The 16,372-nt window shown below is 71.2% G+C and carries 12 protein-coding genes; 9 read left to right on the forward strand and 3 right to left on the reverse strand.

Annotation, left to right across the window (positions count from 1 at the left end):
• Positions 1 to 101: 101 nt before the first annotated feature.
• The 6 genes from ligA (at position 102) to gatB (ending at position 8,651) form a co-directional block, all read left to right on the forward strand.
• Positions 102 to 2,291, forward strand: a complete 2,190-nt coding sequence (gene ligA / locus OIE67_RS00925) for an NAD-dependent DNA ligase LigA (protein ID WP_245956376.1) — start codon at positions 102 to 104, stop codon at positions 2,289 to 2,291.
• 263 nt (positions 2,292 to 2,554) lie between these two features.
• Positions 2,555 to 4,621 carry a putative bifunctional diguanylate cyclase/phosphodiesterase gene (locus tag OIE67_RS00930; protein WP_106249379.1) on the forward strand — a complete coding sequence of 689 codons (2,067 nt, stop codon included), beginning with the start codon at positions 2,555 to 2,557 and terminating at the stop codon, positions 4,619 to 4,621.
• A 179-nt stretch (positions 4,622 to 4,800) separates the two neighbouring features.
• The gene (gene gatC / locus OIE67_RS00935) at positions 4,801 to 5,100 is read left to right on the forward strand and encodes an Asp-tRNA(Asn)/Glu-tRNA(Gln) amidotransferase subunit GatC (RefSeq protein ID WP_106249377.1); all 300 of its coding nucleotides are present in this window, start codon (positions 4,801 to 4,803) and stop codon (positions 5,098 to 5,100) included.
• Positions 5,097 to 6,587 carry an Asp-tRNA(Asn)/Glu-tRNA(Gln) amidotransferase subunit GatA gene (gene gatA, locus OIE67_RS00940; RefSeq protein WP_106249375.1) on the forward strand — a complete coding sequence of 497 codons (1,491 nt, stop codon included), beginning with the start codon at positions 5,097 to 5,099 and terminating at the stop codon, positions 6,585 to 6,587. The genes gatC and gatA overlap by 4 nt, the downstream gene beginning before the upstream one ends.
• A gap of 21 nt (positions 6,588 to 6,608) precedes the next feature.
• Complete coding sequence (locus OIE67_RS00945; protein WP_326635706.1) at positions 6,609 to 7,076, forward strand: AAA family ATPase; 468 nt, start codon at positions 6,609 to 6,611, stop codon at positions 7,074 to 7,076.
• A gap of 69 nt (positions 7,077 to 7,145) precedes the next feature.
• A complete protein-coding gene (gene gatB, locus OIE67_RS00950) occupies positions 7,146 to 8,651 on the forward strand; it encodes an Asp-tRNA(Asn)/Glu-tRNA(Gln) amidotransferase subunit GatB (RefSeq protein ID WP_326635709.1) in 1,506 nt (501 codons plus the stop codon).
• 157 nt (positions 8,652 to 8,808) lie between these two features.
• On the opposite strand, the gene OIE67_RS00955 is transcribed toward gatB, so the two are convergent.
• From OIE67_RS00955 to OIE67_RS00965, 3 genes are read right to left on the reverse strand one after another with little or no spacing between them, the layout of a single operon-like run.
• Complete coding sequence (locus OIE67_RS00955; RefSeq protein ID WP_326635711.1) at positions 8,809 to 10,326, reverse strand: tripartite tricarboxylate transporter permease; 1,518 nt, start codon at positions 10,324 to 10,326, stop codon at positions 8,809 to 8,811.
• A 1-nt stretch (position 10,327) separates the two neighbouring features.
• Positions 10,328 to 10,813 (reverse strand): tripartite tricarboxylate transporter TctB family protein, encoded by a 486-nt coding sequence (locus OIE67_RS00960; RefSeq protein WP_106249370.1) that lies wholly within the window; start codon positions 10,811 to 10,813, stop codon positions 10,328 to 10,330.
• A complete protein-coding gene (locus OIE67_RS00965; protein ID WP_106249505.1) occupies positions 10,813 to 11,784 on the reverse strand; it encodes a Bug family tripartite tricarboxylate transporter substrate binding protein in 972 nt (323 codons plus the stop codon). The genes OIE67_RS00960 and OIE67_RS00965 overlap by 1 nt, the downstream gene beginning before the upstream one ends.
• Before the next feature lie 190 nt (positions 11,785 to 11,974).
• On the opposite strand from OIE67_RS00965, the gene OIE67_RS00970 reads away from it, so the two are divergent.
• The 3 genes from OIE67_RS00970 (at position 11,975) to OIE67_RS00980 (ending at position 16,331) form a co-directional block, all read left to right on the forward strand.
• Entirely contained in the window at positions 11,975 to 13,582 is a 1,608-nt protein-coding gene (locus OIE67_RS00970; protein ID WP_326635716.1) for a sensor histidine kinase, read from the forward strand.
• Entirely contained in the window at positions 13,579 to 14,247 is a 669-nt protein-coding gene (locus OIE67_RS00975; RefSeq protein ID WP_326635718.1) for a response regulator, read from the forward strand. The genes OIE67_RS00970 and OIE67_RS00975 overlap by 4 nt, the downstream gene beginning before the upstream one ends.
• Positions 14,248 to 14,339: 92 nt before the next feature.
• Positions 14,340 to 16,331, forward strand: a complete 1,992-nt coding sequence (locus tag OIE67_RS00980; protein ID WP_326635720.1) for a VanW family protein — start codon at positions 14,340 to 14,342, stop codon at positions 16,329 to 16,331.
• Positions 16,332 to 16,372 lie beyond the last annotated feature (41 nt).

A 16,372-nucleotide genomic window follows, 5' to 3' on the forward strand; every position in this document is an offset into this window, starting at 1 on the left:
GGCCGAAGCGTGCGTGGCCGGAATGGGGGCCCGCTGAGGCGTGCTCCTGTCGGTGCCCGGCGGTAGCGTTTGCACAGGTTGACGTACGGGAGGAGAGCTGCGTGAGCGAGTCTGGTGCGGAGGTCGGGGGCGTGCCGGTGGCCGCGCTCAAGCGGCACGCCGAGCTGAGCGAGCTGGTCGAGGACGCGCGCTGGCGCTACTACGTGCTCGACCAGCCCACGGTCAGCGACGCCCAGTTCGACGGCTGGTTCAAGGAGCTGCTGGCGCTGGAGGAGGCGCATCCGGCGCTCCAGACGCCCGACTCGCCCACGCAGAAGGTGGGCGCGCCGGTCTCGGGCGATTTCGCCAAGGTCGCGCACCTCAACCGGATGGAGAGCCTCGACAACGCCTTCAACGCCGACGACATGTCGGCCTGGATGACGCGGGCCGAGCGGCTGGCCGAGGGCGACCCAGGGCCGTACCTGTGCGAGCTGAAGATCGACGGGCTGGCGATCGCGCTGGTCTACCGGGACGGCAGGCTGGAGCGCGGCGCGACCCGCGGCGACGGGCGCACCGGTGACGACGTGACCGCCAACGTGCGCACGATCAAGGGCATCCCGCACCGGCTCACGGGCGACGACGTCCCGAGCCTGGTCGAGGTGCGCGGCGAGGTCTACATCCCGGTCGAGGACTTCGCCCGGCTCAACGAGCAGCTGGTCGAGCAGGGCAAGCCGCCGTTCGCCAACCCGCGCAACTCGGCGGCGGGCACGCTGCGGCAGAAGGACCCGCGCGTCACGGCGCAGCGGCCGCTGCGCATGCTGGTGCACGGCATCGGCGTCTGGGAGGGCGCGGCCGAGCCGCGGGCGCAGTCGGAGGTCTACGAGCGGCTGCGCGAGTTCGGGCTGCCGGTCAGCGACCTGACCAAGGTGGTGGCCGGGCTCGACGAGGTCAACGCGTTCATCGAGCACTACCGGGTGCACCGGCACGATCCGCCGTACGAGATCGACGGGGTCGTGGTGAAGGTCGACGACTTCCGCACGCAGCGGGAGCTGGGCTCGACCTCGCGGGCGCCGCGCTGGGCCATCGCGTACAAGTATCCGCCGGAGGAGGTCAACACCAAGCTGCTCGACATCCAGGTGGGCGTCGGGCGCACGGGGCGGGTCACGCCGTTCGGGGTGATGGAGCCGGTCGTGGTGTCGGGCTCGACCGTCGAGCGGGCCACGCTGCACAACGCGGCCATCGTGGTGAAGAAGGGCGTGCTCATCGGTGACACGGTGGTGCTGCGCAAGGCGGGCGACGTCATCCCCGAGATCGTCGGGCCGGTCGCCGCGCTGCGCGACGGATCCGAGCGGGAGTTCGTCATGCCCACCCACTGTCCCGAGTGCGGCACGGAGCTGGCGTACGAGAAGGAGGGCGACGCCGACCTGCGCTGCCCCAACGCGCGCGGCTGCCCGGCGCAGATCCGGGAGCGGATCTTCTTCGCGGCCGGGAGGCGGGCGCTCGACATCGACGGGCTCGGCTACGTCGCGGCCACGGCGCTCACCCAGCCGCTGCCGCCGCAGCAGCCGGTGGTGCGCACCGAGGCCGACCTGTTCGACCTGACGCTGGAGCAGCTCATCCCGATCAGGTCGGTGGTCCGCGACCAGGACACCGGCCTGCCCAAGATCGACCCGAAGACGGGCGAGGAGAAGGTCGTCACCTTCTTCTCCAACCTCAACGGCGAGGCCAGCCAGAACGCCCTGCGGCTGATGGAGGAGCTGGAGCGGGCCAAGCAGGTGCCGCTCGCGCAGATCCTGGTGGCGCTGTCGATCCGGCACGTCGGCCCGCCCACGGCGCGCGCCCTGGCCGACGCCATGCGGTCGATCGACGCCGTCATGAACGCCTCCGAGGAGGAGCTGGCCGCGGTCGAGGGCATCGGGCCCAGGGTGGCGGCCACGATCAAGGAGTGGTTCGAGGTCGACTGGCACCGCGAGATCATCGAACGCTGGCGGGCCGCCGGAGTCCGCATGGAGGACGAGCCCGCTCCCGAGAAGGGGCCGCAGACCCTTGAGGGGATGACGTTCGTGGTGACCGGCACCCTGGAGGGCTACACGCGCGACACGGCCGCCGACGCGCTCACCAGCAGGGGCGGCAAGGTGTCCGGGTCGGTGTCGAAGAAGACGTCGTTCCTGGTGGCGGGGGAGAACGCGGGGTCGAAGTACGACAAGGCGGTCAGTCTGGGGGTGCCGATCCTCGACGAGGCCGGGTTCGAGGTCCTGCTCAACGAGGGGCCGGAGGCCGCGGCGGGCGTGGCGGTCACACCGGAGCCCTAGCTTTCGCGGCCGGGAGCCTTGGCTCCGCAGTCAGGCTGGCGCCCTGGCTCCCGCCCGCATGCTCGCTTCTGCAGGAGGGGCTCGTCCGTACGTGGGCGGGCCCTTCCGGCGGTTCCGGGGTCGTAGCGTGCATGGGTTGCTACTGAGGGTGCTTTTTGGGTATATGTCGGATAAGAGACACTACGGAACGTACCCGCTTGGTTTCGCGAAGTGGGGTGAAGGTCGTACCCTCCCATAGTGACCTAATGGGGGTTCTGTTACCGATGACTGACCCAACCGACACTCGCGACACCGGACCACGCGTCGGCACGCCGCTGTGGGGGTTCCTCGCGGGCATCACCGTGATCGGCTTCACCGCCCTGCTGGTGGCCATGCTCAGGCTCGACCCCGCCGGGCTGGCCGAGCTGGCCCGCGGGCCGCTGTTCTGGGTGCTCGCGGTGCTGGTGATCCTGGGCGAGCTGCGGCCCGTGATGGTGTCCTCCGCGACCACCGTGGGCGGCACGTACCCGTCGACCATGTTCAACTTCGCCGTGCTGCTGCACTTCGGGCTGCCGGTGGCGGTGCTGATGCAGGCCGTCGCGGTGACCATCAACGGCGTGGTGACCCGCAGGTCGTGGCATCGGGTCATGTTCAACATCGCCCAGTCCACCCTCGCGCTGACCGCGGCCGCCGTGGTGCTGGGGACGTTCGGGATCATGCCGAGCCCGGCCCGGCCGTGGGTGCCGGGCGGCGGCGACCTGCTGCCGATCGGGCTGGCCGGGGTGGCGTACTTCGTCACCAGGGCCGCCCTCGTGTCCGGCGCGGTCGCGCTGCACGAGCGGCGCTCGATCACGCGCGTGCTGCGCGCCACCGCCGGCCCCCAGAGCCTCGTGTACGCCGGGCTGCTGGGCCTCGCGCCCCTCGTCGTCGTGGTGATGAACCACTCGCCCGGCCTCGTGCCCCTGTTCGTCGCCCCCCTGGCCGCCGTCTACTTCACCGCCACACTGTCCATGCGCCGCGACCACCAGGCCCTGCACGACGAGCTGACCGGCCTGCCCAACCGCAAGATGCTCATCGTCAGCACCGAGGAGGCGCTGGCCGAGGTGCGCCAGGACGAGCGGGTCGGCCTGTTCCTGCTCGACCTCGACCGGTTCAAGGAGGTCAACGACACGATGGGGCATCCGGTCGGTGACCGGCTGCTGCAGATGGTCGCCCACCGGCTGACCCACTCCGTACGTCCCGGCGACGTCGTGGCCCGGCTGGGCGGCGACGAGTTCGCCGTGCTGCTGCCCTCGATCAGGGACGCCCACGCGGCCAGGGAGGTGGCGGCCCGGCTGCGCGCGGCGCTGACCGAGCCGGTACGCCTGGAGGGCATGACCTTCGACCTCGACGGCTCCGTCGGGATCGCCCTCTACCCCGACCACGCGCCCGACTTCGAGCTGCTGCTCCAGCGCGCCGACGTGGCCATGTACCTGGCCAAGGAGGGGCGCACCGGCGTCGAGCTCTACCAGGCCGACAAGGACCGCAATTCCCCCGAACGCCTCACGCTCCTCGGCGACCTGCGCCGCGCCATCGACAACGGCGAGCTGCGCCTGCACTATCAGCCCAAGGTCGGGCTGCGCTCCGGGGACGTCCAGGGGGTCGAGGCGCTGGTGCGCTGGCGGCATCCGGTGCACGGGCCGATCGGGCCGTCGGACTTCGTGCCGCTGGCCGAGCAGTCGTACCTGATGCGGCAGCTCACCGCGTACGTGATCGAGGAGGCCCTGGAGCAGGCCGCCGCCTGGTGGCACAGCGGGCTGCGGGTGCAGATCTCGGTGAACATCTCCGCCCGCGACCTGCTCGCCTCGGCCCTGCCCGAGCAGCTGGAGGTCGGGCTGGCCCGCTACGGGCTGCCGCCCGCCGCCGTGCAGCTGGAGGTCACCGAGCGCATCCTGACCGGCGACCAGGCCTACACCCAGGAGACCATCAAGGCGCTGGCCACCCTCGGCGTCCCGCTGGCCATCGACGACTTCGGCACCGGTTACTCCTCGCTCATCCGCCTGCAGCGGCTGGCCGTGTCGGAGGTCAAGATCGACGCCTCCTTCGTCCGCAGGATCGCCGAGTCGGAGGACGACTACCGGATCGTCCGCTCCATCGTCGACCTCGTCCGCTCACTCGGGCTGAGGTCCGTCGCGGAGGGCGTGGAGTCGGACGAGGTGGCGATCCGGCTGGCCGAGATGGGCTGCGACGTCGGCCAGGGCTGGCTGTTCTGCCGCCCGTTGCCGGCCGACGAGGCCACCGCCTGGCTGCGCGAGCAGTCGGACCCCTCGGTGGAGTACGGCTACCAGCCCGAGGTCAGCAGCTCCGCCTGACGCGCATGACCCGCCGCCCCGTCGCGACCGCCTGCCCCGCGGCTTCGCGCGACCGCCTGACGCGCCGCCCCGCGCGACGCCGCGTGTTGCCGTCGGGTTAACCGTTCGGGCTCAATACGTCAAGCCCCCTAGGATGGCAGTGTCCACAGACTCCATCCACGAAACGGGTTCAACGACTCATGTCCGCCATAACCCGCGACGAGGTCGCACACCTGGCCCGGTTGTCCAGGCTGGCGCTCACCGACGACGAGCTCGACCACTACGCCACCCAACTCGACCAGATCATCGAGTCGGTCGCCAAGGTGTCCGAGGTCGCCGCCGACGACGTGCCGCCTTCGTCGCACGCGCTTCCGCTGACCAATGTCTTCCGTGCCGACGAGGTGCGACAGTCCCTGACGCCCGACCAGGCGCTCTCCGGCGCCCCCGCCGTCGAGGACGACCGCTTCCGTGTGCCGCGCATCCTCGGGGAGGAGGCATGAGTCTGATCCGTAAGACCGCCGCCGAGCTGGGCTCGCTGATCGCCGCGGGCGAGGTGTCGGCCGTCGAGGTGGCCGAGGCGCACCTCGACCGGATGGCCGAGGTCGAGCCCAAGGTCAAGGCGTTCCTGCACGTCGACCGCGAGACCACGATCGAGCAGGCGCGCGCCGTCGACGCCAGGCTCAGGGCCGGCGAGCGGCTCGGCCCGCTGGCCGGAGTGCCGATCGCGCACAAGGACATCTTCACCACGCGCGACATGCCGACGACGGCCGCGTCCAAGATCCTCGAAGGCTGGCGGCCCCCCTACGACGCGACCGTCACCGCGCGCCTGCGCGAGGCCGGCCTGGTCATCCTGGGCAAGACCAACCTCGACGAGTTCGCCATGGGCTCCTCCACGGAGAACTCCGCCTACCAGGTCACCCACAACCCGTGGGACCTGAGCCGGGTGCCCGGCGGCTCGTCCGGCGGGTCGAGCGCCGCCGTGGCCGCCTACGAGGCGCCGCTTTCCACCGGCACCGACACCGGCGGCTCCATCAGGCAGCCGGCCTCGGTGACCGGCATCGTCGGCATGAAGCCGACCTACGGCGGCTCCTCCCGCTACGGCCTGATCGCCTTCGCCAGCTCGCTCGACACGCCGGGCCCGTTCGCCCGCAACGTGCTCGACGCGGCGCTGCTGCACGAGGCGTTCTCCGGCTACGACCCGATGGACTCCACCTCGGTCGACGCCCCCGTGCCCTCGGTGGTCGAGGCCGCCAGAAACCCCGACGTCTCCGGCATGCGGATCGGCGTCGTCAAGGAGTTCGCCGGAGAGGGCTTCCAGCCCGGCGTGCTGGCCCGCTACCAGGAGGCCGTGCACCTGCTGGAGTCGCTCGGGGCCAAGGTCGTCGAGGTCTCCTGCCCGTCGTTCACGACCGCGCTGCCGGCGTACTACCTGATCGCGCCCTCGGAGTGCTCGTCCAACCTGGCCCGCTTCGACGCCATGCGGTACGGCCTGCGCGTCGGCGACGACGGCACCCGCAGCGCCGAGGAGGTCATGGCGCTGACCAGGGCCGCCGGCTTCGGGCCCGAGGTCAAGCGGCGGATCATGCTCGGCACGTACGCGCTGTCCAGCGGCTACTACGACGCCTACTACGGCCAGGCCCAGAAGGTGCGCACGGTCATCTCGCGCGAGTTCGAGGCCGCCTACCAGCAGGTAGACGTCCTGGTCTCGCCGACCACGCCCACCACGGCCTTCCCGATCGGCGAGCGCGCCGACGACCCGATGGCCATGTACCTCGCCGACCTGTGCACCATCCCGTCCAACCTGTCGGGCAACGCGGCCATGTCGGTCCCGTGCGGCCTGGCCGACGAGGACGGCCTGCCGGTGGGCCTGCAGATCATGGCCCCGGTCCTCGGCGACGACCGCTGCTACCGCGTCGGCGCCGCCGTGGAGCAGGCCCTGGAGAGCCACTGGGGCGGCGGCCTGCTGTCCAGGGCGCCGGAACTGTAGGACGAGAGGAGGAACGGCGGCATGCTCACGCGCATCGAGATCGACGGCTTCAAGTCCTTCCTGGACTTCACCCTCGACGTGCCGCCGTTCCTCGCCCTGGTCGGGCCCGATGCGAGCGGAGAGTCCAACCTGCTGGACGCCCTGGCTTTCGCCCGCGAGGCGATCGGCGCCGGCCTGCCGCACATCCGAGGTGGCGCGGACCCGCTGCTCGACGCGCGGCGGGGCATGCCCCAGGAGCTCTTCCACCAGCCGTCGGGCCGCCCGCCGGTGTCGCGGTTCGCCGTCCGGGTGGAGGCTGAGGTAGGCGTCGAGGGCCGACGTGAGGACGTCCGCGCGGTCATGGAGGCCCGTCGCGAATCGGGGGACTGGTCTTTCGAGGTGCTGCCGGAAGGGTCGGGCCAGAAGGTGTGGCCGTACGAGGTGGCTTCCTGGCACTTCCACGTCCCGGATCCGCAGGCCATGCGGCGGCCGCCACCTCCAAGGCGCTGAGGAGCCATGGCTTTCTCTGGGCGCCGAAGCGATAGCTTGAACGCAACGATCTGAACTAAGGACCTCACCATGACTGCCGGTACGCTCATGCCGTACGACGAAGCGCTCGACCGGTTCGAGCCGGTGCTCGGCCTGGAGACGCATGTCGAGCTGGGCACCAAGTCGAAGATGTTCTGCGGCTGCAAGACGACCTTCGGCGCCCCGCCCAACACGCAGGTCTGCCCGACCTGCCTGGCGTTCCCCGGGGCGCTGCCGGTGGCCAACGCCGCCGCGATCGAGTCGACGATCCGCATCGGCCTGGCGCTGAACTGCTCCATCGCCGAGTGGTGCCGCTTCGCCCGGAAGAACTACTTCTATCCGGACATGCCGAAGAACTACCAGATCTCGCAGTACGACGAGCCGCTCTGCTTCGACGGTTACCTCGACGTCGAGGTCGAGGGCAAGATCGTGCGGATCGAGATCGAGCGGGTGCACCTGGAGGAGGACACCGGCAAGTCCACGCACGTGGGTGGCGCGACGGGCCGCATCCAAGGGGCCGACTACTCGATCGTCGACTACAACCGGGCCGGCATCCCGCTGGTCGAGATCGTGACCAAGCCCATCCCGGGCACCGACCGGCTGGCGCCCGAGGTGGCCAAGGCGTACGTGACCGAGCTGCGGGAGGTCATGCGTTCGCTGGGCGTCTCCGACGTGCGGATGGAGGAGGGGTCGCTGCGGTGTGACGTCAACGTCTCGCTGATGCCGCGCGGCTCGTCCGAGTGGGGCACCCGTACGGAGACCAAGAACGTCAACTCGCTGCGCAGCGTCGAGCGGGCCGTCAGGAGCGAGATCGAGCGGCAGGCCGCCGTGCTCGCCGCAGGCGGGAAGATCGTGCAGGAGACCCGTCACTTCCACGAGGACACCGGCGGCACCACGTCCGGCCGGTCCAAGGAGGAGGCGCAGGACTACCGCTACTTCCCCGAGCCCGACCTGGTGCCGATCGCGCCCGACCGCGGCTGGGTGGCCGAGCTGAAGGCGGGGTTGCCCGAGCTGCCGTCGGTCAAGCGCAAGCGGCTGCAGGCCGAGTGGGGTCTGTCCGACCTCGACATGCAGGCGATGCACAACGCCGACGCCATCGAGCTGGTCGAGGCCACGGTCGCGGCCGGCGCGCCGGCGGCCGACGCGCGCAAGTGGTGGATGGGTGAGCTGGCGCGGCGGTCCAACGAGACCAGCACGCCGCTGGCCGACCTGCCCATCACCCCCGAGCAGATCGCCAGGGTGACCGAGCTGGTGGCCTCCGGCGCGCTCAACGACAAGCTGGCGCGTGAGGTGCTCGAAGGTGTGATGGCCGGCGAGGGCACGCCGGACGAGGTGGTCGAGAGCCGCGGGCTGAAGATCGTCAACGACGAGGGCGAGCTGTCGGCGATCATCGATCAGGTGCTGGCCGACAACGCCGACGCGGCCGAGAAGGTGCGCTCCGGGAAGATCGCCGCCGCGGGTGCGCTGGTGGGTGGCGTGATGCGGGCCAGCAAGGGGAAGGCCGACGCGGCCCGTGCCCGGCAGCTGATCCTGGAGAAGCTCGGCGTCCAGGAGTAGAACGCGTTTCTGGGGTGCCTGTCCTCGCGTGGGTGTCCCGGGTGTGCTGGTACGGACGGTCTGGGGTGAATGTCCAGGCGTTTCGGGACGGCAGCAGGCGGCCCCGTCGGTCCGGGTGGAGCGACGGGGCCGGTTCGTCGGCCGGGGGAGGCGTCCGTCACTCCCCGGCCGACGTGGTCGCGGTCTGTCGCCGGCGTCCCGCTAGTTTCCTGAACAGCGGCGTGAGCAGGGCGAGGGCGGCCAGCACCAGCAGGATGACGGCCACCGGGCTGCGGACGAGCACGCTCACGTCCCCGGCCCCGATCGCCAGTGCCCGCCGCAGCTGGATCTCCGCCATCGGCCCCAGGATCATGCCGATCACCGCGGGGGCGACGGGCAGGCCGAAGCGGCGCATGGCGTAGCCGAGCAGGCCGAGCAGGTACAGCACGAACAGGTCCACGATGGTGCCGTTCAGCGCGTAGACGCCGAGGGCGGCGAAGAGCACGATCCCCGAGTACAGGTACGGCCGGGGCACGCGCAGCACCCTGGCCCACAGCGGGGCCAGCGGCAGGTTCAGCACCAGCAGCATCGTGTTGCCGATGAACAGCGACGCGATCATGCCCCAGACCAGCGCCGGGTTGTGGTCGAAGAGCTGGGGGCCGGGCTGCAGGCCGTACTGCTGGAAGGCGGCCAGCAGGATCGCGGCCGTCGCCGAGGTGGGCAGGCCCAGGGTGAGCAGCGGGACGAGGGTGCCGGCCGCCGAGGCGTTGTTGGCCGCCTCGGGACCCGCGACGCCCTCGATGGCCCCGTCGCCGAACTCCTCGCGGGCCACGCCGCGCGCCAGGCGCTTCTCGGCCGCGTACGACAGGAACGTGGGGATCTCCGCCCCGCCGCCCGGCAGGGCGCCGAACGGGAAGCCCAGGGCGGTGCCGCGCAGCCACGGGAACCAGGAGCGGCGCCAGTCGGCACGGCCCATCCACGCCCGCCCGACCGGCACCACCTCAGGAGGCGCGTGCCGCAGCCGGGAGGCCACGTAGAGGGCTTCGCCGAGGGCGAAGAGGCCCACGGCGACGATCACCACGTCGATGCCGTCGAGCAGTTGCGGGATGCCGAGCGTGAGCCGGGCCTGGCCGGTCTGCTGGTCGATGCCGATCAGGCCGATCACCAGGCCGAGGCCGAGCGAGGCCAGGCCGCGCACGATCGAGCGGGACAGGACCGAGGAGACGGCGGTGAAGGCCAGGATGGCCAGCGCGAAGTAGTCCTCGGGGCCGAAGGAGATGGCGAAGTCGACCACGGCGGGCGCCGCCACGACCAGCAGCGCCGTGGCGATGGTCCCGGCCACGAACGAGCCGATCGCGGCCGTGGCCAGCGCCTGGGCGGCCCGGCCCCGCCTGGCCATCTTGTTGCCCTCCAGAGCCGTGATCATGGACGCGGACTCGCCGGGGGTGTTGAGCAGGATGGAGGTGGTCGAGCCGCCGTACATGCCGCCGTAGTAGATGCCGGCGAACATGATGAACGCGCTGGCCGGCGGCACCGTGAACGTGATCGGCAGCAGCAGCGCCACCGTCATCGCGGGCCCGATGCCGGGCAGCACGCCGACGAGGGTGCCGAGGGTGACGCCGATGAGCGCGTACATGAGGTTGACGGGGGTGAGCGCGGCGGCGAAGCCGTCGAGCAGCAGCTGGAACGAGGTCATCTCAGATCACCCCCTCCAGCGGCCCGCCGGGCAGCGTGACGCCGAGCCCCTTGACGAACAGCAGGTACGTCGTCACGCCCATGACCACCGCGACCACGGCCGCGCGGGACTTGTGCTCGGCGCCCAGCGCCAGCGACAGGGCGAAGAACAGCAGGCTGGCGCCGATGATCCAGCCGAGCACGTTCAGCAGTGCCGCGAAGGCCAGGAAGATGCCGCTGACCAGGCCGACACCGCGCCAGTCCGTGGGCGCGTCGGTGTCCACGTCCTCGCTCTCCTCGGGGTCGCCGTGCCCGCCGCGCAGGACGTCGGCGACGTAGAACAGGCCGATGAGCACCATGGCGCCGCCCACCAGCATGGGGAAGAACCTCGGCCCGATGCCGAGCTGGGAGGCCGCCGCGGAGACGTCGAGCGTGCCCACCACGACGAGCACGCCCAGCACCAGGACGACGATCGCCAGCCCGAGTTCGGGCCGCCACCAGCGGGTCATCAGGAAACGAGCCCCATCTCAGCGATGATCGCCTTCACCCGGGTCTGCTCGGAGGCCAGGTAGTCGGTGAACTGCTGCCCGGTCTGGAAGGAGTCGATCCAGCCGTTCTTGGCCACCGCGTCCTTCCACGGCTGCGCGTCGTGCATCTTGGTGACCAGGTCGGTCAGGGCCTTCTTGTCGGCCTCGGACAGCCCGGCGGGGGCGACGAAGCCGCGCCAGTTGGCCAGCTCCACGTCCAGGCCGCCCTCCTTCAGCGTGGGCGAGTCCAGGCCGGGCACCCGCTCGCCCGAGGTGACGCCTAGGGCACGCAGCTTGCCGGACTTCACGTGCTCGGCGAACTCGGCCACGCCCGAGATGCCCGCGCTGACCTTGTTGCCGAGCAGCTCGTTCAGCGCCTCGCCACCGCCGGAGTGGGCGATGTAGTTGACCTGCTTGGGGTCCACGCCCGCGGCCTTGGCCATCAGGCCGGCCACGATGTGGTCGGTGCCGCCGGCCGAGCCGCCCGAGATGGACACCTTCGCCGGGTCGGCCTTCCAGGCCGCCACCAGATCGGCCAGCGACTTGAACGGGGACGCGGCCGGCACCACGACCAGCTCGTACTCCTCGGTCAGCTTGGCGATGGGCGTGGTCTCGGCCAGCGTGACCTTGGACTTGTTCTGCTCGATGGCGCCCACCATGACCAGGCCCATGGTCATCAGCAGGTTGCCGTTGCCCTTCTCCCCGGCCAGCTGCGCCAGGCCGATGGTGCCGCCGGCGCCGGGCACGTTGAACACCTCGACCTTGCGCTGCGGGTCGGCGCTCTTGAACGCCTGCTCCGCCGTACGGGAGGTCTGGTCCCAGCCGCCGCCCGGGGCGGCCGGAGCCATGATCCGCAAGGCGGAGGCGCCGGCCGAGGTGCCTCCCGAGGCGCCGCAGCCGGTCATCGCGCCGAGGGAGAGTGCCGCGAGTGCGGCGAATACGCGCAAGCGCATGATCACTCCAGGGGGTGTGCTCACATAGGTTGGACTGGCATGGTGATTTCCGGCGCGCGAGGCGTCGAGTCTTTGCGCGGTTGCCGTCGTAGTGGTCGTATTGGTCGCGGCCTGCCGGCGGTGGGCGAACCGGGTATCGGTCGCGACCGGGACGTGACCTCCGTTTGTTTCCATGAGCAGGGTGAGACGAGTGCGTGACGCGTCCCTCGGGACGCAGCTCTTCGTGCTCCAGATGGTGATCGTGCTGCTCGCCGCCGGGGGCACGGCGGCAGTGTGGGCCGAGCACACGAGAGATCAGCTCGACTCGCTCTACCAGCAGCGGGCGCTGGCGATCGCGCAGTCGGTGGCCGCGCTGCCGCAGGTACGCGAGGCGTTCAAGCTGGCGAGCCCGGAGAGCGTGCTGCAACCGCTGGCCATGAGCGTCCAGCAGGAGACCGGCGCCGACTACGTGGTGATCGCCAACACCGACCAGAAGCGCTACGCCCACCCCAACGCCGCGCTGATCGGCAAGACGCTGTCCACCGACGGCACCCCGGTCCTGCGCTCGGGCCGGAGCTGGGTGGGCACGGAGACCGGCACGATCGGCACCACCGTCAGGGGCAAGACGCCCATCCGCGACGAATACGGCACCGTCATCGGCCTCGTCTCCGTGGGCGTGCTGGAGACCACGGTCGACAGCCAGCTCACCCACGCCCTGCCGCCGCTCATCTGGACCGCGCTGGCGGTGCTGCTGGCCGGGCTCGCGCTGGCGGCGCTGATCACCGCCCGGGTGCGCAAGCAGACGTTCGGGCTGGAGCCGCGCGAGATCGCCGGCCTGCTGGAGCAGCGGGAGGGTGTGCTGCACGGCGTCAAGGAGGGCGTGCTCGCGCTCGACCTGAACGGCCGCGTCACGCTGGTCAACGACGCCGCCCGCGAACTGCTCGGCGACGTCGGCGAGGACCTGACGCGGATGCCGGTCTCCGAGCGCATGCGCGACGTGCTCGGCGGCGCCGACCCGGGCGAGGACCGCGTCGTGCTGCACGGCGAGCGGGTGCTGGTGCTCAACCGCACCCCCGTCTGGGTACGCGGTCGCCACCGCGGCTGGGTGGTCACCCTGCGGGACCGCACCGAGCTGGTCCGCCTGGCCCGCGAGCTCGACGACACCAGCAGCGCGACGGACGCGCTGCGGGCGCAGGCGCACGAGTTCGCCAACCGGCTGCACACCGTGGTGGGCCTGCTCGAACTGGGCGAGCACGAGGCGGCGATCGGCTTCATCACCCGCACGACCGGCAGCACGTACGCCACCGACCTGCGCGAACGCATCCAGGCCCCCACCCTCGCCGCGCTGCTCATGGCCAAGTCGGCCGAGGCGGCCGAACGAGGGGCCAGGCTCGTGCTGTCGGACGACTCCGCGGTGCCCGAGGGCCTGATCGGCGATCCGAGGGACGCGGTGCTGGTGGTCGGCAACCTGGTCGCCAACGCCATCGACGCGCTCGACGGCGCCGAGGGCACGATCGAGGTGTCGGTGCAGGCCGACGCGGACGGGCTGCGCGTACGGGTCGGCGACTCAGGCCCCGGCATCGCGCCGGACCTGGTGGAGGAGGTCTTCAGGGAGGGGTTCACCACGAAGGCCGCCCATTCGGGGCCGCGCGGGCTCGGGCTGGCGCTGACCAGGCAGGCGTGCCTGCGCAGAGGCGGCTGGGTCCGGGTACGGAACTCGGGCGGCGCGGTCTTCACCGCCCTGCTGCCCGCGAACGGGGTCAAGAACGGGGCTGTGAGCGGGGCTGTGGACGGGATGAAGGACGGGGCGGCACGGTGACGCGCACGCCGATCCGCGTGGTGGTCGTGGACGACGACTTCATGGTGGCCCGCATCCACAGCGGCTATGTGGCCCGCGTGCCGGGCTTCACCGTCGTCTCGACCGCCCACACCGGCGCCGACGCCCTCGCCGCGGTCGCCGAGTTGCGGCCCGACCTCGTGCTGCTCGACATCTACCTGCCCGACATGTCGGGCCTGGAGGTGCTCAAGTCCCTGCACGACGTGGACGTCCTCATGATCAGCGCCGCCCGCGACATGCCCACGGTCAGGGAGGCCATGCGGGGCGGCGCGGTCAACTACCTCATCAAGCCGTTCACCGCCGCCGCCCTGACCGAGCGCCTCCAGCAGTACGCCGACACCCGCCGCCGCCTGACCGCGATCGGCGCCGAGGCGCGCCAGGACGACGTGGACCGGCTCTTCGGCACGCACAAGACCCCCGCCGCCATGCCCAAAGGACTGTCCGCGGCCACGTGCGCGCTGGTCGCCGACACCCTGCGCGAGGCGGGCCGCGACCTGTCGGCAGCGGAGGCCGCCGAGCTCACCGGCCTGTCGCGGGTGAGCGCCCGCCGCTACCTCGAACACCTCTGCGCGGTGGGGCAGGCCGAATTCCGGCCGCGTTACGGCACGGCCGGACGACCGGAACATCGCTACCGGTGGCTAGGTTGACACACTTCCGTAGCCGATTCCCGTGACATATGCGGATCCGCGTGCCTTACTGTTGCCTGAGACTTGGCTGCGGACCGGGAGGAGATTGAGGCGTGCGTAACGCCGGACCGATCGAATCACCAACCGACCCGTTCGCCTCGGTGCCACTCCCCACGTCGGGCGTCTCCAAGAAGCCGCGGATCGAAGGGTTGCCCCCGGGAGTGTCCCGGGACATCTTCGGCCCGCCGGACCGACAGGATTCGCGGCCGGCCCAGGGCCCGAGCGCCCCGGGCGGACCTTCGGGCAAGAACGCGCTACCGCCGGTGGCGCCGCCCGCCCAGCCCTGGCCCATGGCCGGCAAGGAGTCGCCGCCCCCGGCGTTCGGGGGCTCGCCTGAGCGGCCGTCCCCGTACGAGCCCGAGCCGCCGAAGCGCGGCCGGATCCTGCCCGGTGTGATCATCGTCGTGCTGATGCTGGCGGCGCTGGCCTACGTGGTGCCCGCCGTGCTCATGTCCGGCTCGGTGTTACGCGGCACGCACGTGTCCGGGGTGGACATCGGCGGCCTCACCGTGACGCAGGCGGCCGACAAGCTCCGCAGCGAGCTGGCCACCAAGCTCAGCAAGCCCGTCGTGGCCGAGATCGGCGACACCAGGGAGACCATCCAGGCCGACGAGGCCGGGCTCGACCTGGACGTGGTCGGCACCATCGGGCAGGCGCCCAGCGGGTTCCCCAGCCCGCAGGAGGTGTGGCGCGGCCTCACCGGCACCACCGAGCTCCAGCCGAAGATCTCCGTCGACGCCTCCCAGCTCACCAGGACCGTCGACGGCATGGCGGAGGCCGCCGACAAACGCGCGCGCGAGGGCCGGGTGACCTTCACCGGCCTGGCGCCCAAGGCGCACCTGCCCCAGGACGGCGTGCTGCTCGACCGGGACGACGCCGTCAAGCGGATCAGCGACGCCTTCCTGAACGGCGGCGGCACGGTGGTCCTCACGCTCAGGCCGGCCAAGCCGGCCTCCACCCCCGAGTCCGTCGAGACGGCGGTGGAGAAGGCGAAGGCGGCGGTGGCCGCCCCCCTGACCCTGACGCTCGACGGCAAGCAGACCCAGATCGCCCCGGCCACGATCGCCGCCAACCTGACCTACGTGGCCGACGGCGACGGCGAGCTCGTGCCCGAGTTCAACGCCAAGGCCGTGCTGGCCGCCGCGGAGAGCAGCCTCGTGGACGCGGCCCAGCAGCCGCGCGACGCCACGTACCAGATCGTGGACGGCAAGCCGGTCCTGGTGCCCGCCCGCGTCGGGCGCGGGATCAACGACAAGCTGCTGGCCAGGGACGCCGAGAAGGTGTTCGACCAGGGTGGCCTCCGGACGATCCCGGTCCGGACCGGCACCGTCGCCCCGGCCGTGCAGACCTCGGAGATCCAGGGTCTCGGCATCAGGGAGATCGTCGGCCAGTTCACCTCGACGTTCGACTGCTGCCAGCCCCGGACGAAGAACATCCAGCGGATGGCGCAGGAGCTCGACGGGCACATCGTCAAGCGCGGGGACACGTTCTCGCTGAACGACTTCCTGGGCGAGCGGACGGTCGAGAACGGATACGTCGAAGCCGGGCAGGTCGTCGGCGGCCGGACGGTGAACGTGGTCGGCGGCGGCGGGTCGCAGTTCGCCACGGTCCTCTACAACGCGGCGTTCTTCGCCGGGTTCGAGGACGTGGAGCACCAGGCGATGGACTACTTCGCCGAGCGCTATCCGGCGGGGCGCAGCGTGGCGCTGCTCTACCCGGACGTGGACCTGAAGTGGCGCAACGACTCCGACCAGGGCGTGCTGATCAAGACCGCCTTCACCGAGACGTCCGTCACCGTGACGTTGTGGAGCACCAAGCGCTACGACAAGATCGAGGCCGTGGAGTCGGAGCGCAGGGACTTCACGCCGTTCCGGCGCGAGACCAGCTCCACGCCCGGCTGCCTGCCCACCACGGGACAGCAGGGGTTCACGATCGATGTGACCCGCGTGTTCCACAAGGACGGCAAAGTGGTCAAGAAGGACAAGAAGCTGACCACCAAGTACCGCCCGCAGCCGCAGATCGCCTGCACCGGCGTCCCGCGCTGAGCATCCGCACGGGTCTTGGCGCTCAGGTCGCCGGGGCCCGC

Source organism: Nonomuraea fuscirosea (assembly GCF_035917475.1).
In the GTDB taxonomy this organism is placed as follows: domain Bacteria; phylum Actinomycetota; class Actinomycetes; order Streptosporangiales; family Streptosporangiaceae; genus Nonomuraea; species Nonomuraea fuscirosea.

What these genes read in the sequence shown, in the direction of transcription:
- OIE67_RS00945 (WP_326635706.1), top strand. Translation starts at nt 6,609, where the DNA reads ATGCTCACGCGCATCGAGATCGACGGCTTCAAGTCCTTCCTGGACTTC.
- OIE67_RS00960 (WP_106249370.1), bottom strand. Translation starts at nt 10,813, where the DNA reads ATGACCCGCTGGTGGCGGCCCGAACTCGGGCTGGCGATCGTCGTCCTG.
- gatC (WP_106249377.1), top strand. Translation starts at nt 4,801, where the DNA reads ATGTCCGCCATAACCCGCGACGAGGTCGCACACCTGGCCCGGTTGTCC.
- OIE67_RS00955 (WP_326635711.1), bottom strand. Translation starts at nt 10,326, where the DNA reads ATGACCTCGTTCCAGCTGCTGCTCGACGGCTTCGCCGCCGCGCTCACC.
- gatA (WP_106249375.1), top strand. Translation starts at nt 5,097, where the DNA reads ATGAGTCTGATCCGTAAGACCGCCGCCGAGCTGGGCTCGCTGATCGCC.
- OIE67_RS00965 (WP_106249505.1), bottom strand. Translation starts at nt 11,784, where the DNA reads ATGCGCTTGCGCGTATTCGCCGCACTCGCGGCACTCTCCCTCGGCGCG.
- gatB (WP_326635709.1), top strand. Translation starts at nt 7,146, where the DNA reads ATGACTGCCGGTACGCTCATGCCGTACGACGAAGCGCTCGACCGGTTC.
- OIE67_RS00930 (WP_106249379.1), top strand. Translation starts at nt 2,555, where the DNA reads ATGACTGACCCAACCGACACTCGCGACACCGGACCACGCGTCGGCACG.